Below are 17,393 nucleotides of genomic sequence, written 5' to 3' on the forward strand. Positions count from 1 at the left end.
AGTGGCGGTGAACGGAGTCGGCATCCGGGACGTGGCCAAGCTGGCCGGCGTATCCATCACCACGGTGTCCCACGTCCTCAACAACACGCCGCAGACCCGGGTCTCCGCAGAGACGCGAGCGCGCGTCCGCGAAGCGGCAGCGACGCTCGGATACGGCCCCAACCGGGCAGCCCGTACGCTGCGCACCAACCGGTCCGGACTGATCGGGCTGCTGAGCGAGGAGATCGCGACGACGCCGCATGCGGGTCGGATCATCCTGGGCGCGCAGGATGCGGCCCGCGCCCACGACCTGACCCTGGTCATCGTCAACGCCGAACGCGAATCCAGCGGCACTTCGCACGAGGACGACGTCGAGACGCTGATCGACCGGCAAGTCGAGGCGATCCTGTACGCGACGATGTACCACCGCGAAATATCCGTGCCTGCGAACCTGCGTGGCGTGCCCGCCGTGTTGATCGACTCGACCGACCGGGCGGGCGTCGTTCCCGCGGTCGTCCCCGACGAGGTGGGCGGTGCGGTCGCCGCCGTCACCCACCTTGTCGAGGCCGGCCACCGACGCATCGGCTTCCTCAACAACGACGACGACGTGCCGGCCACACACGAGCGCCTGATCGGCTTCAAGAAGGTGCTGCACCAGCATGGCATCCCGATCGACGACCGCCTGATCCTGCAGGCGCCGTCGGAGACCCTGCCCGGTTACGCGCTCGCGCGGGAGGTCCTGGCCGAACCTGGCCGGCCGACTGCCCTGTTCTGCTACAACGACCGGATGGCGATGGGCGCCTATCGCGCCGCGGCCGAGCTGGGCCTCGACATCCCGCGCGACTTGTCCATTGTCGGCTTCGACAATCAGGAGCTCATCGCCGCGAACCTGTTCCCCGGCCTCACCACGGTGGCACTCCCGCACTATGAGATGGGCGAGTGGGCCGTCGAGATGCTCGTGCACCTGCTCAGCGGTGACACCGAGCAGAAGCACGCCCCTGGCGGCCCGACCCGACTCCAATGCCCACTGATCACCCGCGGTTCAGTCGCCGCACCCCGAGAGCACTGAAAGGCCTGAAAGCATGTTTCGACTCGCCGCATCGTGGGTGTGGGACTTCTGGATCGCCGACGACGGCGACCGCTACCACCTGTTCTTCCTGAAGGCGCCCCGGGCGCTCCTCGACCCCGACCGACGGCACTGGCGCGCCACGATCGGACACGCGACCTCCACTGATCTGACGACATGGACCGAGCACGCCGACGCAGTGATACCGGACGACGCCCCCGCGTTCGACGACCTCGCCACCTGGACGGGATCCGTCGTCCGCGACGATCACGGCAGATGGCGGATGTTCTACACGGCGGTCAGCCGCGCCGAAGGCGGGCTCGAACAGCGGATCAGCTCGGTCGTCTCCGATGACCTCTTCACCTGGCGTCGCGAACCCGAGCGTCAGGTGCTCGAACCGGACGCCCGCTGGTACGAGACGGCCGCGACGCGGCAGTGGCCGGACCAGGCGTGGCGCGACCCGTGGGTGTTCCGCGACCAGGACGGCTGGCACATGCTGACCACCGCGCGCGCGAACCGCGGCGCGCCCGACGACCGGGGCGTGATCGGGCACGCGACCTCACCGGATCTCGTCAACTGGACCGTCCAGCCCCCGCTGTCCGAGCCGGGTATCGGATTCGGGCACATCGAGGTGGTCCAGGTCGCCGTCATCGACGGCACACCGGTCGGGCTGTTCTCCTGCCTCGGCTCCGAGCTGGCCCACGGCCGCAGGGAAAGCGACCCCACGGGCGGCGTCTGGGCCTTCCCGATCGACTCCCTTACCGGGCCGTACCCGCTGGACGAGGCGTACCGCATTACCGACGAGCGTTTCTATGTCGGCCGGCTGGTGCAAGACCGCACGGGCCAGTGGTGCTTCCTGGCGTTCCGCAACGTCGATGGGCACGGGAACTGGATCGGCGAGATCACCGACCCGCAACCGGTCCAATGGGTCGACGGCCGACTCGCGATCGATGGGACAGACCGGTCCGAATCACTGTCGACAAGAACGCAGACACCTATGTCGACCGCCAACCACTACGACGTCACGCAATGGCCCTATGGCAATGCGGCCGAGGACATCGGCGAGGTGCTCAACAGCATCATCGCGGATATCAAGAGCCGGCAGAAGGCCACCGACGAAATGAGCACTGGCGAGCACGACGGCGGCAAGCCCGGGGCCGTGATCTACATACCTCCCGGGGACTACCGCCTCCGCACCCAAGTACTGATCGACATCAGCTTCCTGCGGATCGAGGGCGCCGGACACGGATTCACGTCCTCGAGCATCCGCTTCAACCTCCCCGAGGACCAGTGGCCGGACCTCCACGAACTGTGGCCCGGAGGCAGCCGCATCCTCGTCGACCTCCCTCCAGGAGACGAGGAGACCGCAGGCGCCGCCTTCTACGTCGCACGAAGCGGCAACCCGCGGATCAGCTCGGTCGAATTCATGAACTTCTGCATCGACGGGCTGCATTTCACCTCGGACGGGTCGGGGCTCCATCCCGAGAACACCTACATCAACGGCAAGAGCGGCATCTATGTCGCGGACGCCAACGACTCGTTCCGCGTCAACGGCATGGGCTTCATCTACCTTGAACATGCGCTCACCGTCAAGAACGCGGACGCGCTCTCGATCCACGACAACTTCATCGCCGAATGCGGCAGCTGCATTGAACTGCGCGGATGGGGCCAGGCCTCCAAGATCACCGACAACCTTATCGGAGCCGGTTTCAAGGGCCACTCGATCTACGCAGAGCACCATGGCGGGCTGCTGATCACCGCCAACAACATCTTTCCCCGAGGCGCGAGCAGCGTCCGCCTCAACGGCGTCACACGATCGAGCATCACCAACAACCGGCTCCACTCGTTCTATCCCGGGATGGTCGTCCTGGAAGCGAGCTCAGAGAACCTGGTCGGTTCGAACCACTTCCTGCGAGACCAGGAACCCTGGTCCCCGTTCTTCAGCGTCGACAACGGACTCGACGACGACTTCGGACTCCTCATCGTCAGCGGCAGCGACAACTCCGTCATCGGCAACCACTTCTCCGCGATCGTCGACACCGACAGGATCCGCCCGGAGGGAGCGACGCCCGTCATCATCAGCCTGAAGACGGGAGAGGGGAACTACGTCGCCACGAACCACGTCGTGTCGATGGACGTACGCGGCAACTCGAGCAGCTCCGCCTACGCGGCGCAAGTCGACGCCCTCCTCTCGACCGATGCTGCGGAACACCTCCCAGTCACGACCGTCAAGGTCGACCCGGAGTCGAAGCGGAACACGATCCTCGATTCGGGAACCGAACGCCAGGTCCGCGTGGACGTCGCGACGAACGCTTTTCGGGCCAGCCCAACCGTCCCCTCTTAAGCATCACTGACCTGGGCGATCCCATCCAAGTGAGCGCGAGGCAGGGCGGGGCAGCCGGATTCGGTGTCTTGATGTGCCTGCCTCGCGGCGTATGCCGCGGGGGGAAGCCCGGTGCGGTTGCGGAAGAACCGTCCGAAGTTCGCGGTGTCGGGAAAGCCGAGGTGGGCGGCTACCGCCTTGGCTGTCCGGCCGGTGCCGAGGAGGCGGCGGGCCTCCAGGAGCCTTCGCCCGTCGATGACCGCGCGTGCGGTGGTGCCGGCTGCGGCGTGTGCGGCGCGGGTGAGCGTGCGGGCGGTGCAGCCGAGGAGGCGGGCGTAGTCGTCCACATGGTGCAGGCTGCAGAAGTGGATCTCGAGCGCATCGAGGAATTGCCTGTAGGTCGAGGCGCGCCGGTCGCTGGGTGGTGGCGGCGCGGCGGTGTCCTGCCCGCAGGCGAGGCGCAGCAGCAGGGCTTCGAGCAGCCTGCGCCGCAGCGCGTGATGCAGCTCGAGCGGGCGCCTTCCGAGGGCGCGGTGTTCGTCCAGGAGCTGGAACGCGGTCTGCTCGGCCCAGTGGCGATCGGCGCCCAGGGTCAGCACGGCGGGAGCATCGTGGGCGGTGGCGGGGGTGAGCAGCCTTGCGGTCTCGGGGTGGAGGACGTCCTGTTCGAACAGGATGAACGGTCCACGGGCCTCTCCGGGCGGATACCAGCACTGGGTGTGGCCGGGGCGGACCCAGAGCCACTGGCCGGCGCGCACGGTGCGGGTGATGTGGTCGACGTCGTGGAGCAGCTCGCCTGAGGTGACCAGGATCAGGTAGTGGAAGGTGGCGCGACCGGGGCGGGGCGGGTTCCATGGCCAGTCGTCGTGCCGGTCGAAGAAGTCCTCGATCGTGGTGACCTCCAGCCCGTACGGTGTGCCAACCGGTGGCTGGAAACCGTATAGCGGCGCTGGAGCGCCCGCGGAGCGGTCGTCGGGCACCGATCCTCCCAAGTGTCCGCAGGTGACCATGAAGTGTCCGTCGTTTGCGTCTCGGAACCCCCTGAACGCGGCAACAATATCCCCGGGGCCGACGGATTCGTCCCATCGGCACCGTTCGAGTGCCGGGCCGATCGCTCCGGGCAGCGGCGATTCGCGACACCGAACGGAAGGACATGCCATGACCGCCACCGATACTCCGAAGGCACCGACTGTACCGGGGGTGCGTTCCTGGTGGGGCATCCCGTACGCCACCGCCGAACGGTTCCGCCGCCCTGTTGTCGCGGACTTCGATCCGGACCTCCCGTACGACCGCAAGGGTGTCGTCTCGATCCAGCCCGACAGCGGCGACTGGCTCGAAGCCGATGCCGGGATGGGTGAGGACTGCCTGAACCTGAACGTGTGGGCCCCCGAGCAGCCGGACGCGAAGGCGCTCCCGGTGGCCGTGTACATCCACGGCGGCGGCTTCGAGTACGGCGCGAACACGCAGACCACTTCGAACGCCGCCGGTCTCGCCGCGACCGGTCGCGTGGTGGGCGTGTCGCTCAACTACCGGCTCGGCGCCCTGGGCACGCTCTCGCTCTCGCAGTACGGCGGGCGGCTCGCCGAGGCCGGCAATCTCCTCCTGCAGGACGTCATCGCCGCGCTGACTTGGATCAGGCGGAACATCGCCCGCTTCGGCGGCGATCCCGACCAGGTCACCGTCTACGGCCATAGCGGCGGCGCCTACACCACGTTCGGGCTGCTCGGCGCCCCCTCCGCAGACGGCCTGTACCGGCGCCTGGCCGGGTTCTCCGGCGGGCCCGCTCGCAGCATCCCGGCCTGGTGGGCCGAGGAGCTCGCGGACCGGTTCGTCACTGAACTCGGTGTCGCGGACAACCCCGACAAGGTGGTCGATCTGGACGCGGCCGTGATGATGGCGGCGTTCCGCAAGGTGCTGCCGACCGATCTCGGCGTCCGCGGCGGGGTGGACAACCAGGCCACCGGCGTCGTCCTGGACACCGGGCAGCCCGGAGCGGTGATGCGGGCCCACCCTATGGACGTCCTCGCTTCGGGTGCGCACCGCGATGTCGACGTGCTGCTGAGCATGGCCAGCGACGACATGGGCTGGTGGGTGGCGAACGACCTCGACCGGTTCGACCCGCACACCCTCGACCGCGTCGTCGACGAGGTGGCGGGCTGGCGCATCTCCCGCTCCCGCGCGAAGACGCTCGTTGCCGCCTACGACCGGGACGGCCGCAGCCCGGCCGAGGTCCGCGCCGCGCTCATGGCCGACTACCTGTTCGGCCTCCCGGCGGCCCGCGGCGCCCTGGCCCACGCGGCGGCGGGCGGCAACGCCCGCCTCCTCCAGATCGGGCCCGCCGAGGGGGCGCCGGCCGTGCACGGCACCGAGATGTACGCCCTCGTCGGCCAGGAGAAGCCGGGCCGCAGCCCTGAACAGGCCGACCGCGACACGCGGATCCGCGACATCGTGCTCGACTTCGCCACTGGCGAGCACGCCCGCCTCTGGCCCGCCGTCACCGACCGACCGACGTCGGCGAGCGTCGGCAACCCGCCTTTCGAGGCCACCGCCCACTACGAAGCGGCGCTTGAACTGTGGCAGGGGATCGATCGACCTTGAGGACCGAAGACGGGGCGGCACCGTTTCGCCCTCGATCGGATACCTGCGCCTTCCTCAAGTCCACGGGACCGAACACGGCAAGGAGCTGACATGAGCGAATCCACAGCAGCAGGCGACGGCGCACCGGCGACGATGCGGGCGGTCGTGGTCACCGAGACCGGCGGCATCGAGAAGCTCGTCATCACCGAGGCGCCGGTGCCCGAACCGAAGCCGGGGTGGGTCCGCATCAAGGTGAAGGCGTTCGGCGTCAACGAGTCCGAGGTGACCACCCGCAAGGGCGAGTCGGACCCGCTCGTGACCTACCCCCGCATCCCTGGCATTGAGGGCGTCGGCGTGGTCGACCATGCCGACGAGGACAGCGGCCTGCGGCCGGGACAGCAGGTCGCGACCATGATGGGCGGCATGGGCCGGTCCTACGACGGGTCCTATGCGGAGTACATGCTCGTCCCCGCAACCCAGGTCATACCGTTCGCATCGGACCTGCCGTGGGAGACGCTCGGCGCGCTGCCGGAGATGTTCCAGACCGCATACGGGTCACTCACTACCGGCCTCGACCTGCAACCGGGCCAGTCCCTGCTGATCCGGGGCGGGACCTCGACCGTCGGGCTCAGCGCGGCGACGCTCGCCAAGGACATGGGCGCCACCGTCCTCTCCACCACGCGCAAACCCGAACGCACCGAAGAGCTGCGCACGATCGGGGTCGACTATCCGCTCGTCGATGACGGGGACATTGCCGACCAGGTACGCCAGTTGTATCCCGACGGGATCGACGCGGCCCTGGAACTGGTGGGCGGCCCGGCCCTGCGCGACACGCTCCGGGCCCTCCGCACAGGAGGCACCGTCTGCTTTACCGGCTCGCTCTCGGGTGAATGGGTCATCCCCGAGTTCAGTCCGTTCGCGTACATTCCCAGTGGCGTCCGGCTCACGGTCTACGGCGGCGAGGCCGCGGACCTGCCCGCCGACGTCCTCGCTGGGCAGTTGCACGCGATCTCAGAAGGCCGGCTCCGCGTCGCCGTCGCCGGGGTCTACCGCGGCCTGGAGCGGGTCCGCGACGCCCAAACCAAGCTGGAATCCGGTACGACACCGGGCAAGCACGTCGTCGTCCTCGACTGAACCTCAAGCGGCGCAGGGCCGGGAGCCTCGCCTTTGACGAGGCTCCCGGCCCTGCGCCACACTGCAGTTCGGACGCCCGGACGACGGCGGAAACGAGTGCACCGGAGGCGCGGACCCAGCGTCGGTCTCGCAAGCCAGACTCGGTGAGTTCAGTGCCTCAGACCCATTCGGGCAGCTGGGCGTAGCGGGCGCCGAATCCGCCGGTCGGAAGGATCTCCTTGATCGCGGCCAGATCCGCCCCGGTGAGGGTCACGCCGGCCGCGCCGGTGTTCTCCTCAACGCGGGTCCGGCTGCGCGAGCCAGGAATCGGGACGATGTAGTCCTTCTGATGCAGAACCCAGGCCAGCGCCAGCTGTGAAACCGTGACGCCTTTGGCTGCGGCGAACTCGGAGAGTCGGTCGACCGCGGCGACGTTCCGCTCGTAGTTGCCGGGCTGCCAGCGCGGGTCCTCCCGGCGCATATCAGTCTCGTCATACTCGGCGGCGGGTTTGGCAGTGCCGGTGATGAACCCGCGACCTAGCGGGGAGTAGGCGACGAACCCGATACCCAGTTCCTCCAGCACGGGGAACACCTGCTCGACGTCCCGCTCGAACAGGGAGTACTCGCCCTGGAGGACCGAGACGGGCTGCACGGCGTGCGCCTTGCGGATGGTCTCCGGCCCGGCCTCGGAAAGCCCGAAATACTTGACCTTGCCGGCGTCGATGAGTTCCTTGACGGTGCCGGCGACGTCCTCGATCGGGACAATGGGGTCGACGCGGTGCTGGTAGAAGACGTCGAGCTGGTCGACGCCGAGGTAGCGGAGGCTGTTGTCGGCGACCTTGCGGATGTTCTCGGGACGGCTGTTGAGACCGAACCAGGTCTCCGGGTCCATGGGGCCGCTCAGGTCGAAGCCGAACTTGGTGGCGATGACGACCTCATCGCGGAAGTCCTTGATGGCGTCGCCGAGGAGGATCTCGTTCGAGCCGCTTCCCCAGCCGTACAGCTCGGCGGTGTCGAAGAAGTCGACGCCCAGCTCATGGGCGCGGCGGATCGTGGCGCGGCCTTCGGTTTCGTCGCCGGGCCCGTAGGCCATGGTCAAGCCCATGGTGCCGTAGCCGATCGCTGAGACGCGGAGGCCCTGGGTGCCCAGTGCGCGGTGTTGCATGACAAGTCCCTTCATCAAACCAAACTGTTCGGTTTGAACCGTACTCCTTTGCATCCTCGATCGTCAAACCGAACGGTTCGGGGAGGTACGCTGGACGGATGCCACCCGCCTCCAGCACCGCAGCCACCCGCGACCGCATCCTGAGTGCCGCCCGCGCCGAGTTCGCGCGCTACGGGATCGCCGGGGCCCGCATCGATCGCATCGCGAAGGCGGCGAAGACCAGCAAGGAGCGCGTGTACGCGTACTTCACGAGCAAGGAGGCGCTGTACCGGCTCGTCTCCGGGCAGGAGCTGGCTGCCATGGTGGAGGCGACACAGATGGATCCGGCTGATCTCCCCGGCTACGCGGGCCGCCTGCACGACTACTACGTCACGCACCCTGAGCAGTACCGTCTCTTGCAGTGGGGCCGCCTCGAACTCGACCCTGACGAGGCTGCGCCAGAGGATCCGATCCGGGCGACGATGGCCGGCAAACTCGAGCGGCTGCGCCGAGCGCAGACCGAAGGGATCCTCGATCCGTCCTGGGATCCGATCGACATCCTGGTGCTACTCAACCAGATGACCGCTTCCTGGGCCGCGTATACCGACTTCGACCCCGCCGATCCCGCCGAACGCGACAGGTTCCTAAGCGCCCGCCGCACCGCCGTCGTCACCGCCGTCCAGCGGCTCTTCCCCGCCAAGGCCCGAACCTGAAAAAAGAGGCGACCAGACCACGATCACCCGAGTCGGCGAGACCTGCTGCCTTGCATCCAGGTCGCATCCCGTTGCGAGCAGATCATCAAGGGCCACACCAGGTCGCATAGAACTCCAGGACCGAACCCTCGGCCTCAAGCACGCCCGCGCGAAGTCGACATCGGTCAGCAGGCGTAGGTTGAGTTCGAGACCTTCTAGCCTGCGATCATCCTTTGAACAGCCAAAAGCGGTCATCAACCTGATGACCGCTCATGTACCCAATGTCTGATTCAGTGGAGCTTAGGGGATTCGAACCCCTGACCTTTTCATTGCGAACGAAACGCGCTACCAACTGCGCCAAAGCCCCTTGCGGCGACAAGGTTAGCACAGCGGCGGGAGGGCGCCGCAAGGGCGGCGTGTGGGCCGGGTCTCGTCCCGGGGGGCGGTCAGATCCAGGAGTCGAGCCACATGCGGGCGTGCCATTCGTCGCGGGGGATGGCCTCGCCGGTGTAGATCGGCCAGAAGTAGGCGAAGCAGAGGACGACGACGGCGACGTAGGCCCCGGCGATGAGCGCGCCGGTGAGGCGCCGCTCGGGGGAGCCCAGGGGCATGAGGCCGAGCTCGCGCCGGCGGTGCCCTGTGCGGCCGATGATCAGGCCGAGGCACCAGGTGACGGCGCCTATGAAGAACGGGACGGCCGGGGCGGAGTAGAAGAAGAACATCGTCCGCTCGGGGTAGAAGAACCACGGGGCGATGCCCGCGCCGAGGCCGGTGAGGAGGAACCAGGCGCGCCAGTCGCGCCGGTGCAGCGCCCACACGAGGAGGGCGAGGGTGGCGGGCACGAAGGTCCACCACAGCAGCGGGGTGCCCAGGAGCAGGACCTCGCCGGCGCAGTCGTTCGTGCCGCAGTCGACCTCGGAGCTCCAGTAGAAGACCACGGGCCGCAGGTCGAACAGCCACTGCCACGGCCAGGACTGGTAGGCGTGCTCGGAGTCCAGCGTCTCGTGGAAGTTCAGGACGCTGAAGTGGTACTGCATCCAGTTGACCAGCGCGCCGATGACGGGCGGCTCGCTCTTGCCCTGGTCGGTGAGCCAGTGCCGGTAGGAGCCGGTGTCGTTGAGGAACCAGCCGGTCCACGACAGCGTGTAGACGCCTACCGCGAGGAGCCCGAACCACAGGTTCTGCCCGAACTCGTAGATGACGGTGTCGCGGAAGGGCTTGCGGGCGCCCGCGTCGACGCGCAGCCGCCAGTCCCACACGATGAACAGGAGGATGACGGCGATGATGTACCAGAGCGCACTCCACTTGGTGCCCATGGCGAGTCCGAGGAGCACCGCGCACGTGATCCGCCACCAGGGCAGGCCGATGCGGGGGCGGCGGCGTTGCGCGTCCAGGCCGTCCTCGATCGCGGCGAGCCACTTGGCGCGGCGCCAGTCGCGGTCGCGCACCAGGCAGTACATGGCGCCGAGGAGCAGTGTGGCGATGAAGATGTCGAGCAGGGACGTGCGGGAGAGCACGAGGTGGCTGCCTTCGACGGCGAGGAGCAGGCCCGCGGTGCCGCCGAGGAGGGTCGAGCCGGTGAGGCGGCGCATGAGGCGGATGAGGATCGCGACGCCGATGATCCCGGCGAAGGCGGCGGCGATGCGCCAGCCGACCTCGTCGTAGCCGAACGCCCATTCACCGAGGCCGATGAGCCACTTGCCGAACGGCGGGTGTGCGACGTACGCGGAGCCGTCCGCGCCCGGGTCCCATTCGACGCCGTGGCTGAGCATCGAGTGCGCGTCCTGCGCGTAGTAGACCTCGTCGAAGATCAGGCCCTTGGGGTGGTTCAGGCCGATCAGGCGCAGCGCGGCGGCGATCCCGGTGATCACGAGGGTCACCCAGAGGGCGCGGTTGCGGTCGTCCGGGAGGGTGCTGGAGAGGCGGGCCCGGACGGCGGGGAGGGGGCCGGGGAGCGGGGTCGGCCGCCAATCGGCGGGCGGCTGCTCGGGCCGGACTGCGGTGGCGCTCACCGGTGTGAGTCTAGGGCCTGCTGCGGCATGCCCGGCGAGGCGGTATCCGAGTCCATTTGCGCACTCGCAAGGCGGAAGGCCTCCCAGATACCGGTGTTGTATCTGGGAGGCCGACAACGCAGCGAGCGGGCGAATGGGCCGGATACCGCCCGGCGGGGGTGCCGCAGCAGGCCCTAGGGCCTGAACGCGGACTGTGGCGAGTCGCGATCAGGCCCTTCGCCCGCCGGTCAGTGCACCAGTTCCTTCGGGGGCGTGAAGTCGCCTTCGCCGTTCAGCTCCCACTGCGCGGCGAGGATCTCGGCGACCGCGTTCGCGGGCTTGCCGAGGTTGCCCTTGCCGACGAGGTTCTGCGGGCTGTCGGGGTCGGCGATGAACGCCGCGGCGGCCGCGTTCGGGGTGAAGCCCACGAACCAGTTGGTGGAGTTCTCGTCGGTGGTGCCGGTCTTGCCCGCGACCGGTCCGTCCACGGCATTGCCGACCTGCGGTGCGGTGCCCCCCGAGCAACTGCCCTCGGCCGCACCGTACCCGGTCGGGCAGCGGGACGCGTCCACCGCCGCGCGGGCGACCTCGACGCTGAGCGCCTGGTCGCACGCCGACTCGAACGGGATGGTCGCACCGGTCAGCGTCGTCGCGCTCACAGCGGGGATCGGCGGGCAGTACACACCGTCGGCAGGCAGTGCCGCGTAGGCCGCGGCCATGTCCAGCGGCGTGCTCTGGGTGACGCCGAGGACGAACGGGCCGTACGTCTCCGGGCTGTTCGTCACCAGGTTCAGGTCCTCCTGGGACCGGAACTCGATGCCCAGCCGCTGGGCGACGTTGATGGACTTCTCGACGCCGACCCGCTCGGCCAGTTGGATGAAGTACGTGTTCACCGACGAACCGAAGGCGCTCCACATGTTGTAGTTCCCGGCCATGGAGGCGGAGGAGTTGGACGGGCACCAGTAGTTCCCGCAGGAGGCGGCGCCGTCGCCCACCACGTACTGCGACGTGTACTGGTACGGCGAGTAGATGGTCGTGTCCAGCGGCAGGCCCTCCTCGAGCGCCGCGAGCATCGTGAACAGCTTGAACGTCGAGCCCGCCTGGTAGCCCGGCACCGCCGAGTTGCCGCTCAGCAGCGGGTTCGTGGTGTTCGGGTAGGAGCCCTTGTACTCGGAGTTCGACGTGTTGGGGCCGTTCTCGGAGGTGTCGTTGGAGTAGTTGCGGTTGACGGCCATCACCTGGATGCCGCCGGTCCCGGGCTCGACGACGACCGAGCCGAGCGCGAACTCCGAGCCCATCGGCTTCTGCTTCTCGACAGCGTCCTGCGCGGTGTCCTGCAGCTCCACGTCGAGGGTCGACACGATCTCATACCCGCCGCGGTAGAGGCGGGCCTTGCGGACCTCCTCGGAGTCGCCGAAGTCCGCCTGCTGGTTCCACCACTGCTCGAAGTAGTCGACGAAGAACCCGTAGTCGGAGTCGATCGCGCCGCCCATGGTGTTGTTCGCGTCCTGCGGGTTGAGGTTCAGGCCCTCAGCCCGCGCCGCCTCGCCTTCAGGGCCCGTGAGGGACCCGACGGCGACCATGCGGTTGATCACGTGGTCGCGGCGGACCTGCGCGGCCTCCGAGGAGCCGTTGATCGGGTCGTAGACCGACGGCGACTGGATCAGGCCGACCAGCATCGCCGACTCGGCGACCGTGAGGTCCGCGGGGACCTTCCCGTAGTAGACCTGCGCCGCCGCGCCGATCCCGTACGCGCCGTTGCCGAAGTAGACGGTGTTCAGGTAGTTGGTGAGGATCTCCTGCTTGGTCATCTCCTCTTCGAGCGCCAGCGCGTACCCCATCTCCTTGACCTTGCGGTCGATGGTGACCTCGCTGGCGGCGGCGACCTCGTCGGGCGTGGTCGCGGTGTAGGAGAGGACCTGCCGCACGTACTGCATGGTGATCGTCGAGGCGCCCTCGGAGGTGCCGCCGCTGGCGACGTTGGTGACGAGCGCGCGCATGACGCCTTCGGGGTCGACGCCGTTGTGCTCGAAGAAGTTCGAGTCCTCGGTGGCGACGAGCGCGTCGACCACCGATTCGGGGATCTGGTCGTATTCGAGCTGGACCCGGTACTGGTCGCCGAACGTGGCGATGACCGTGGTGCCGTCGGAGGCGTAGAGCGTCGAGGACTCGGGCGCGGGCGGCAGCACGAGTTCGTCGGGGAGTTCGAGCACGGTCTCGGAGCCGACTTTGGCGAGGCCGCCGAAGGCGCTCGTGAGCGGCAGGAAGGCCAGCCCGACGACGAGTCCGAAGGCGACCGCCACCGGCACGAGCGCGAACATGGCGCGTCGCTGCACGGCGGTGATGGGTCCGAACCAGGTCTGCGCCACCGGTTTCGAAGAATCACTCACGCTGTCTCCCGAGGAGCCCCGAAGCCGGGGTAGGTACGGTCAATGCAAATGGGCGCGGCGTAGCGCCGAGTCAAGCGGAGATCCGGGGGCGGGTTCACTCTACGACGCCGCGCCTCGCGCGCTGAGGGGCCGTCCGACCCGGGTGGGCGTCATTACAGCCCGTCCCGGGTTCGCGCGCGGCGGTCACCAGGCGAATGCGAGGGCGGCGGCGAGGACGGCTCCGGCAGCGGCCCAGCACAGGCCGATCGCGCCCGAGCGTCCTTCGTAGAGCCTCGTGGCGCCGGAGACGCCGACGAGGGCGAACGCGACGGCCATGAACAGCACGAGCGAGGGCGCCCAGCGCAGCAGCAGGCCGGCGGTGTCGCCGACGTAGGCGCTGTGCGCGTCAGGTCCGGTGGAGCGGGCGGGGAGGTGGGCGCCGAGGTCGGCGGCGGTGACGTCGCCGGTGAGGTGCAGTTCGCGGGACCAGCCGTCGGCTTCGAAGCGGCCGGTGCAGGAGGGCGCGAACCCGTCCTGGCAGTAGGTGACCTCGACGGTGCCGTACTCGTAGTGGCCCACGGAGATCCAGAGGGCGGGGGCGGCGGTCCAGGCGAAGAACATGAGCAGGCACGCGCAGACGAGGATGCCGAGCAGTGCGGGGGCGAAGGCCTTGGGTTCGCGGCGGCGGTGGGGCATGCCGGGTTTGGCGGGGCGGCGGCGCTCGGTCTCGGCGGCCCGCTCCCAGACGGCGCGGATGGCGGCCATGCCGTCGGTCTGCGAGCCGAGGGGGCCGCGCTGGGAGACGGGGCGGGGCGCGGGTTCTGCGGCGGGGTCCCATGCGGGGTCCCCGGCGGTGTCCCGCACGACGCCGTACGCGGCGGGCATCTCGGGGACGGGCACGTTCGGCTCCGGTGCGGCGGGGGGCACGGGCTGGTGCTGGGGGTCGACCGCGCGGTTGGTTCCAGACATACCGGTTATTGCATCACCGAATCGGCTGGCATGGGCGGAATCGGGCGGCGGTAGTGTGTCGCAGTGAGGGCGGGACGTGTGCCGAATGCGTGCGAGACGTGCGCCGTTTAGGTGTGCGGACTGTGCGGTCCTGACATCTGGACCGATAACATGGGGCGCATGACTCATGTATTGACCGCGCTGGCCTGGCCTTACGCCAACGGCCCGCGCCACATCGGCCATGTAGCAGGATTCGGGGTCCCCGCCGACGTCTTCGCCCGCTACATGCGCATGCGCGGTCACGACGTGCTCATGGTCTCCGGGACCGACGAGCACGGCACGCCGATCCTGGTGCAGGCCGACGCGGAGGGTCTGACGGCGGCGGAGGCCGCGGCGAAGTACAACCGGATCATCGTGGAGGACCTGGACGCGCTGGGCCTCTCGTACGACCTGTTCACGCGGACGACGACCGGGAACCACTACAAGACCGTGCAGGAGCTGTTCACGACCCTGCACGCGAACGGGTACATCCTGCAGCAGCGGACGCTGGGCGCGATCAGCCCGTCGACGGGCCGCACCCTGCCGGACCGGTACATCGAGGGCACGTGCCCGCACTGCGGGTTCGACTCGGCGCGCGGCGACCAGTGCGACAACTGCGGGCGCCAGCTCGACCCGGTGGACTTGATCGACCCGAAGTCGCGGATCAACGGCGAGACGCCGAAATTCGTGGAGGAGGACCACTTCTTCCTGGACCTGCCGGCGTTCGCCGACGCGCTGAACGCGTGGCTGGACACGCGCACGGGCTGGCGCACGAACGTCCTGCGGTTCACCAAGAACCTGCTGGACGAGATGCACCCGCGCCCGATCTCGCGCGACCTGGACTGGGGTGTGCCGATCCCGCTCGAGGGCTGGGTGGACCGGCCGGACAAGCGCCTGTACGTGTGGTTCGACGCGGTGATCGGCTACTTGAGCGCCACGATCGAGTGGGCGCGGCGCTCGGGCGACCCGGAGGCGTGGAAGCGCTGGTGGCAGGACCCGGAGGCGGTGTCCTACTACTTCATGGGCAAGGACAACATCGTCTTCCACTCCGAGATCTGGCCGGCGATGCTGCTGGGCGCCAACGGGGAGGGCGCGAAGGGCGGCGAGCCGGGCCCGCTCGGGAAGCTGAACCTGCCGACCGAGGTCGTCTCCTCGGAGTTCCTGACGATGGAGGGCAAGCAGTTCTCGTCCTCGCGGCGCGTCGTGATCTACGTTCGCGACTTCCTGGAGCGGTACTCCCCCGACGCGCTGCGGTACTACATCTGCGCGGCGGGCCCGGAGAACCAGGATTCGGACTTCACGTGGGCGGAGTTCCTGCGCCGCAACAACGACGAGCTGGTGGCGGGCTGGGGCAACCTGGTGAACCGCTCGATCGCGATGGCCGCGAAGAACTTCGGTGCCGTGCCCGAGCCCGGTGAGCTCGAGGACGTCGACCGGGAGCTGCTGGCGACGACGCGGAACGCGTTCGACACCGTCGGCGACCTCATCGGCGCCAACAAGGTCCGCGCCGGCATCGGCGAGGCCATGAAGACCGTGGCGGCGGCGAACAAGTACCTCGCGGACACCGCGCCGTGGAAGATGAAGGAGGACCCGAAGCGCCAGGGCACGGTCCTCTACACGGTGCTGCAGGCGGTCTCGGACCTGAAGACGATCATGAGCCCGTTCCTGCCGCACTCCTCGCAGCGGGTGCACGAGCTGCTCGGCGGCGAGGGCGTGTTCGCGCCGATGCCGTACATCGAGGAGGTCGCCGACCTCGACGAGGGCGGCGTGACCGACGGGGCGTACCCGATTCTCACCGGCGACTACTCGGACGTGCCGAAGTGGGAGTCCGTGCCGCTGGTGCCGGGCACCGCTTTGGAGAAGCCGGTCCCGGTGTTCACGAAGCTCGAGCCGTCCATCGTGGACGAGGAGATCGAGCGCCTGAACGCGTAGACAGCGCAAGCGGAAGGGCCCGGCGGTCGCCGGGCCCTTTTCCGTTCCATAGGATCACAGATCCTATAGGATATATGGTATAGGGTTCAGAGCGCCGAGGTCACTTCGCTGCGCTCGACCCACTTCTCGTAGACGCCGCGGCGCACGGGCTCGGCCCCGGTGCGGGACAGGACGTCCGGGCTCGGGCGGGAGAGCCGGAACCGGCCCCAGTCCTCGTCGGCGTCCACAAGGGATCCTGGGACGCCCTTCCAGACGACGTGGTTCGCTTCGCGCAGCACACGGCGCACCTGGTGCGCGCGGCCCTGCTCGACGCCCGGGATGTCCACGCGCCGTTCGAGAGTGAGCGGCGACCACTGCTGACCCGCGTACGCGAACAGCTCCAGCTCGGCGCCCTGGTCGGTGTAGGCGAGGATCCGCGCCCCCTCGGGGAGCGGCAGGTCGGTGAGGTCGGCGGTGACGTGCTCGGGCAGGAGGTGCGCGGTCGAGATCGCGAAACCGGTGCCGAGCACGGGCATACCGCGCCGGTCGGAGGACGGCATCGCCGTCAGGCCCTCGTACTCGGGGGCGACCGGCGCCTGGTAGTCCCAGGGGTCGGCGGCGGGCCAGCGCAGGGCGAACACCCACGGTTCGCTCGGCTCGGTCTCGCCGCCGAGGACGGAGCGGGCGGCGGGGGTGCGCAGGTGCGCGATGTCCCAGCGGCGGTAGCAGAACCCGCCGGGGACGGCGGCGGTCTCCATGAGCCGGCTGATCATCGGAGCGGTGACGGGTCGCTCCATGACCTCGCCGGCGGCGACCGCGGCTGAGCGGCGGACGCGGTCGAGGAGGACGCGCGCGGCCGGGTCGAGATGCGGGGTCTGGGTGAGGCGGCGGACGTACTCGAGGTCGAGTCCGGGCGCGAGTGGCACGGTGAGGGAGCGGTCGTCGGCGACGGCCACGGGCACGCCGTCGCGCAGGACCTCACCGGAATGGGCGAAGCAGCGGTACGGGTAGTCGCTGCCGGGGTGCGGGTTGGGGAGGAAGTCGGGGCGCGGGAGGGCGGAGTAGAGCTCCCAGGCGGCGCCGTCGGCGTAGGGGGTGCCGGGGAACTTCTCGCCGCGCCATTCGACGGTGACGAGGGTCTGGGTCTGCGTCGGTTCGGCCGGGACGGCGGGGCGGCGTTGCTGGAGCGCTGCGGCGCGGTTGCGGCGGGACGCGAGGTCGCGGGTCATGTGCGTCTCGAT

12 protein-coding genes, 1 tRNA gene and 1 pseudogene are annotated in these 17,393 nt (G+C 69.0%); 7 read left to right on the forward strand and 7 right to left on the reverse strand.

All coding sequences use genetic code 11. The features are described from left to right. Positions 1 to 7 precede the first annotated feature (7 nt). The 3 genes and pseudogenes from AB0I03_RS19005 to AB0I03_RS19015 all read left to right on the forward strand — a co-directional run bounded on the left by AB0I03_RS19005 (position 8) and on the right by AB0I03_RS19015 (position 3,389). The gene (locus AB0I03_RS19005) at positions 8 to 1,048 is read left to right on the forward strand and encodes a LacI family DNA-binding transcriptional regulator (RefSeq protein ID WP_360414915.1); all 1,041 of its coding nucleotides are present in this window, start codon (positions 8 to 10) and stop codon (positions 1,046 to 1,048) included. Between the two features lie 13 nt (positions 1,049 to 1,061). Next, positions 1,062 to 1,697 (forward strand): annotated as a pseudogene (locus AB0I03_RS19010) (glycosyl hydrolase family 32); the annotation flags it as partial. 345 nt (positions 1,698 to 2,042) lie between these two features. Further along, positions 2,043 to 3,389: a right-handed parallel beta-helix repeat-containing protein gene (locus AB0I03_RS19015; RefSeq protein WP_360414917.1), complete on the forward strand. Its 1,347-nt coding sequence runs from the start codon at positions 2,043 to 2,045 to the stop codon at positions 3,387 to 3,389. Here the strand turns inward: AB0I03_RS19015 and AB0I03_RS19020 are convergent. Continuing rightward, positions 3,386 to 4,348 carry a helix-turn-helix domain-containing protein gene (locus AB0I03_RS19020; RefSeq protein ID WP_360414573.1) on the reverse strand — a complete coding sequence of 321 codons (963 nt, stop codon included), beginning with the start codon at positions 4,346 to 4,348 and terminating at the stop codon, positions 3,386 to 3,388. The two genes, AB0I03_RS19015 and AB0I03_RS19020, sit on opposite strands and share 4 nt — an antisense overlap. A 178-nt stretch (positions 4,349 to 4,526) precedes the next feature. Between AB0I03_RS19020 and AB0I03_RS19025 the strand changes: the two genes are divergently transcribed. Then, positions 4,527 to 5,966 carry a carboxylesterase family protein gene (locus tag AB0I03_RS19025; protein ID WP_360414576.1) on the forward strand — a complete coding sequence of 480 codons (1,440 nt, stop codon included), beginning with the start codon at positions 4,527 to 4,529 and terminating at the stop codon, positions 5,964 to 5,966. 90 nt (positions 5,967 to 6,056) lie between these two features. After that, positions 6,057 to 7,079 carry a zinc-binding dehydrogenase gene (locus AB0I03_RS19030; RefSeq protein ID WP_360414579.1) on the forward strand — a complete coding sequence of 341 codons (1,023 nt, stop codon included), beginning with the start codon at positions 6,057 to 6,059 and terminating at the stop codon, positions 7,077 to 7,079. A 157-nt stretch (positions 7,080 to 7,236) separates the two neighbouring features. On the opposite strand, the gene AB0I03_RS19035 is transcribed toward AB0I03_RS19030, so the two are convergent. Further along, on the reverse strand, positions 7,237 to 8,223 hold the full coding sequence (locus tag AB0I03_RS19035) for an aldo/keto reductase (RefSeq protein ID WP_360414582.1): 987 nt from the start codon (positions 8,221 to 8,223) through the stop codon (positions 7,237 to 7,239). A 98-nt stretch (positions 8,224 to 8,321) separates the two neighbouring features. On the opposite strand from AB0I03_RS19035, the gene AB0I03_RS19040 reads away from it, so the two are divergent. Further along, complete coding sequence (locus tag AB0I03_RS19040; protein ID WP_360414585.1) at positions 8,322 to 8,915, forward strand: TetR family transcriptional regulator; 594 nt, start codon at positions 8,322 to 8,324, stop codon at positions 8,913 to 8,915. Positions 8,916 to 9,188: 273 nt separating this feature from the next. On the opposite strand, the gene AB0I03_RS19045 is transcribed toward AB0I03_RS19040, so the two are convergent. The 4 genes from AB0I03_RS19045 to AB0I03_RS19060 form a co-directional block, all read right to left on the reverse strand. Beyond that, positions 9,189 to 9,261 (reverse strand) — tRNA-Ala (locus AB0I03_RS19045). A 79-nt stretch (positions 9,262 to 9,340) separates the two neighbouring features. After that, entirely contained in the window at positions 9,341 to 10,906 is a 1,566-nt protein-coding gene (locus tag AB0I03_RS19050; RefSeq protein WP_360414588.1) for a phospholipid carrier-dependent glycosyltransferase, read from the reverse strand. Between the two features lie 227 nt (positions 10,907 to 11,133). Beyond that, positions 11,134 to 13,275, reverse strand: a complete 2,142-nt coding sequence (locus tag AB0I03_RS19055) for a transglycosylase domain-containing protein (protein WP_360414591.1) — start codon at positions 13,273 to 13,275, stop codon at positions 11,134 to 11,136. Positions 13,276 to 13,458: 183 nt separating this feature from the next. Further along, on the reverse strand, positions 13,459 to 14,223 hold the full coding sequence (locus AB0I03_RS19060; RefSeq protein WP_360414594.1) for a hypothetical protein: 765 nt from the start codon (positions 14,221 to 14,223) through the stop codon (positions 13,459 to 13,461). Positions 14,224 to 14,382: 159 nt separating this feature from the next. On the opposite strand from AB0I03_RS19060, the gene metG reads away from it, so the two are divergent. After that, complete coding sequence (gene metG, locus AB0I03_RS19065) at positions 14,383 to 16,173, forward strand: methionine--tRNA ligase (protein WP_360414597.1); 1,791 nt, start codon at positions 14,383 to 14,385, stop codon at positions 16,171 to 16,173. An 86-nt stretch (positions 16,174 to 16,259) separates the two neighbouring features. Here metG and AB0I03_RS19070 read toward each other — a convergent pair whose 3' ends face one another. Then, entirely contained in the window at positions 16,260 to 17,381 is a 1,122-nt protein-coding gene (locus tag AB0I03_RS19070) for a hypothetical protein (RefSeq protein WP_360414600.1), read from the reverse strand. Positions 17,382 to 17,393 lie beyond the last annotated feature (12 nt).

Source organism: Glycomyces sp. NPDC021274 (genome assembly GCF_040641195.1).
Classification (GTDB): Bacteria; Actinomycetota; Actinomycetes; order Mycobacteriales; family Micromonosporaceae; genus Glycomyces.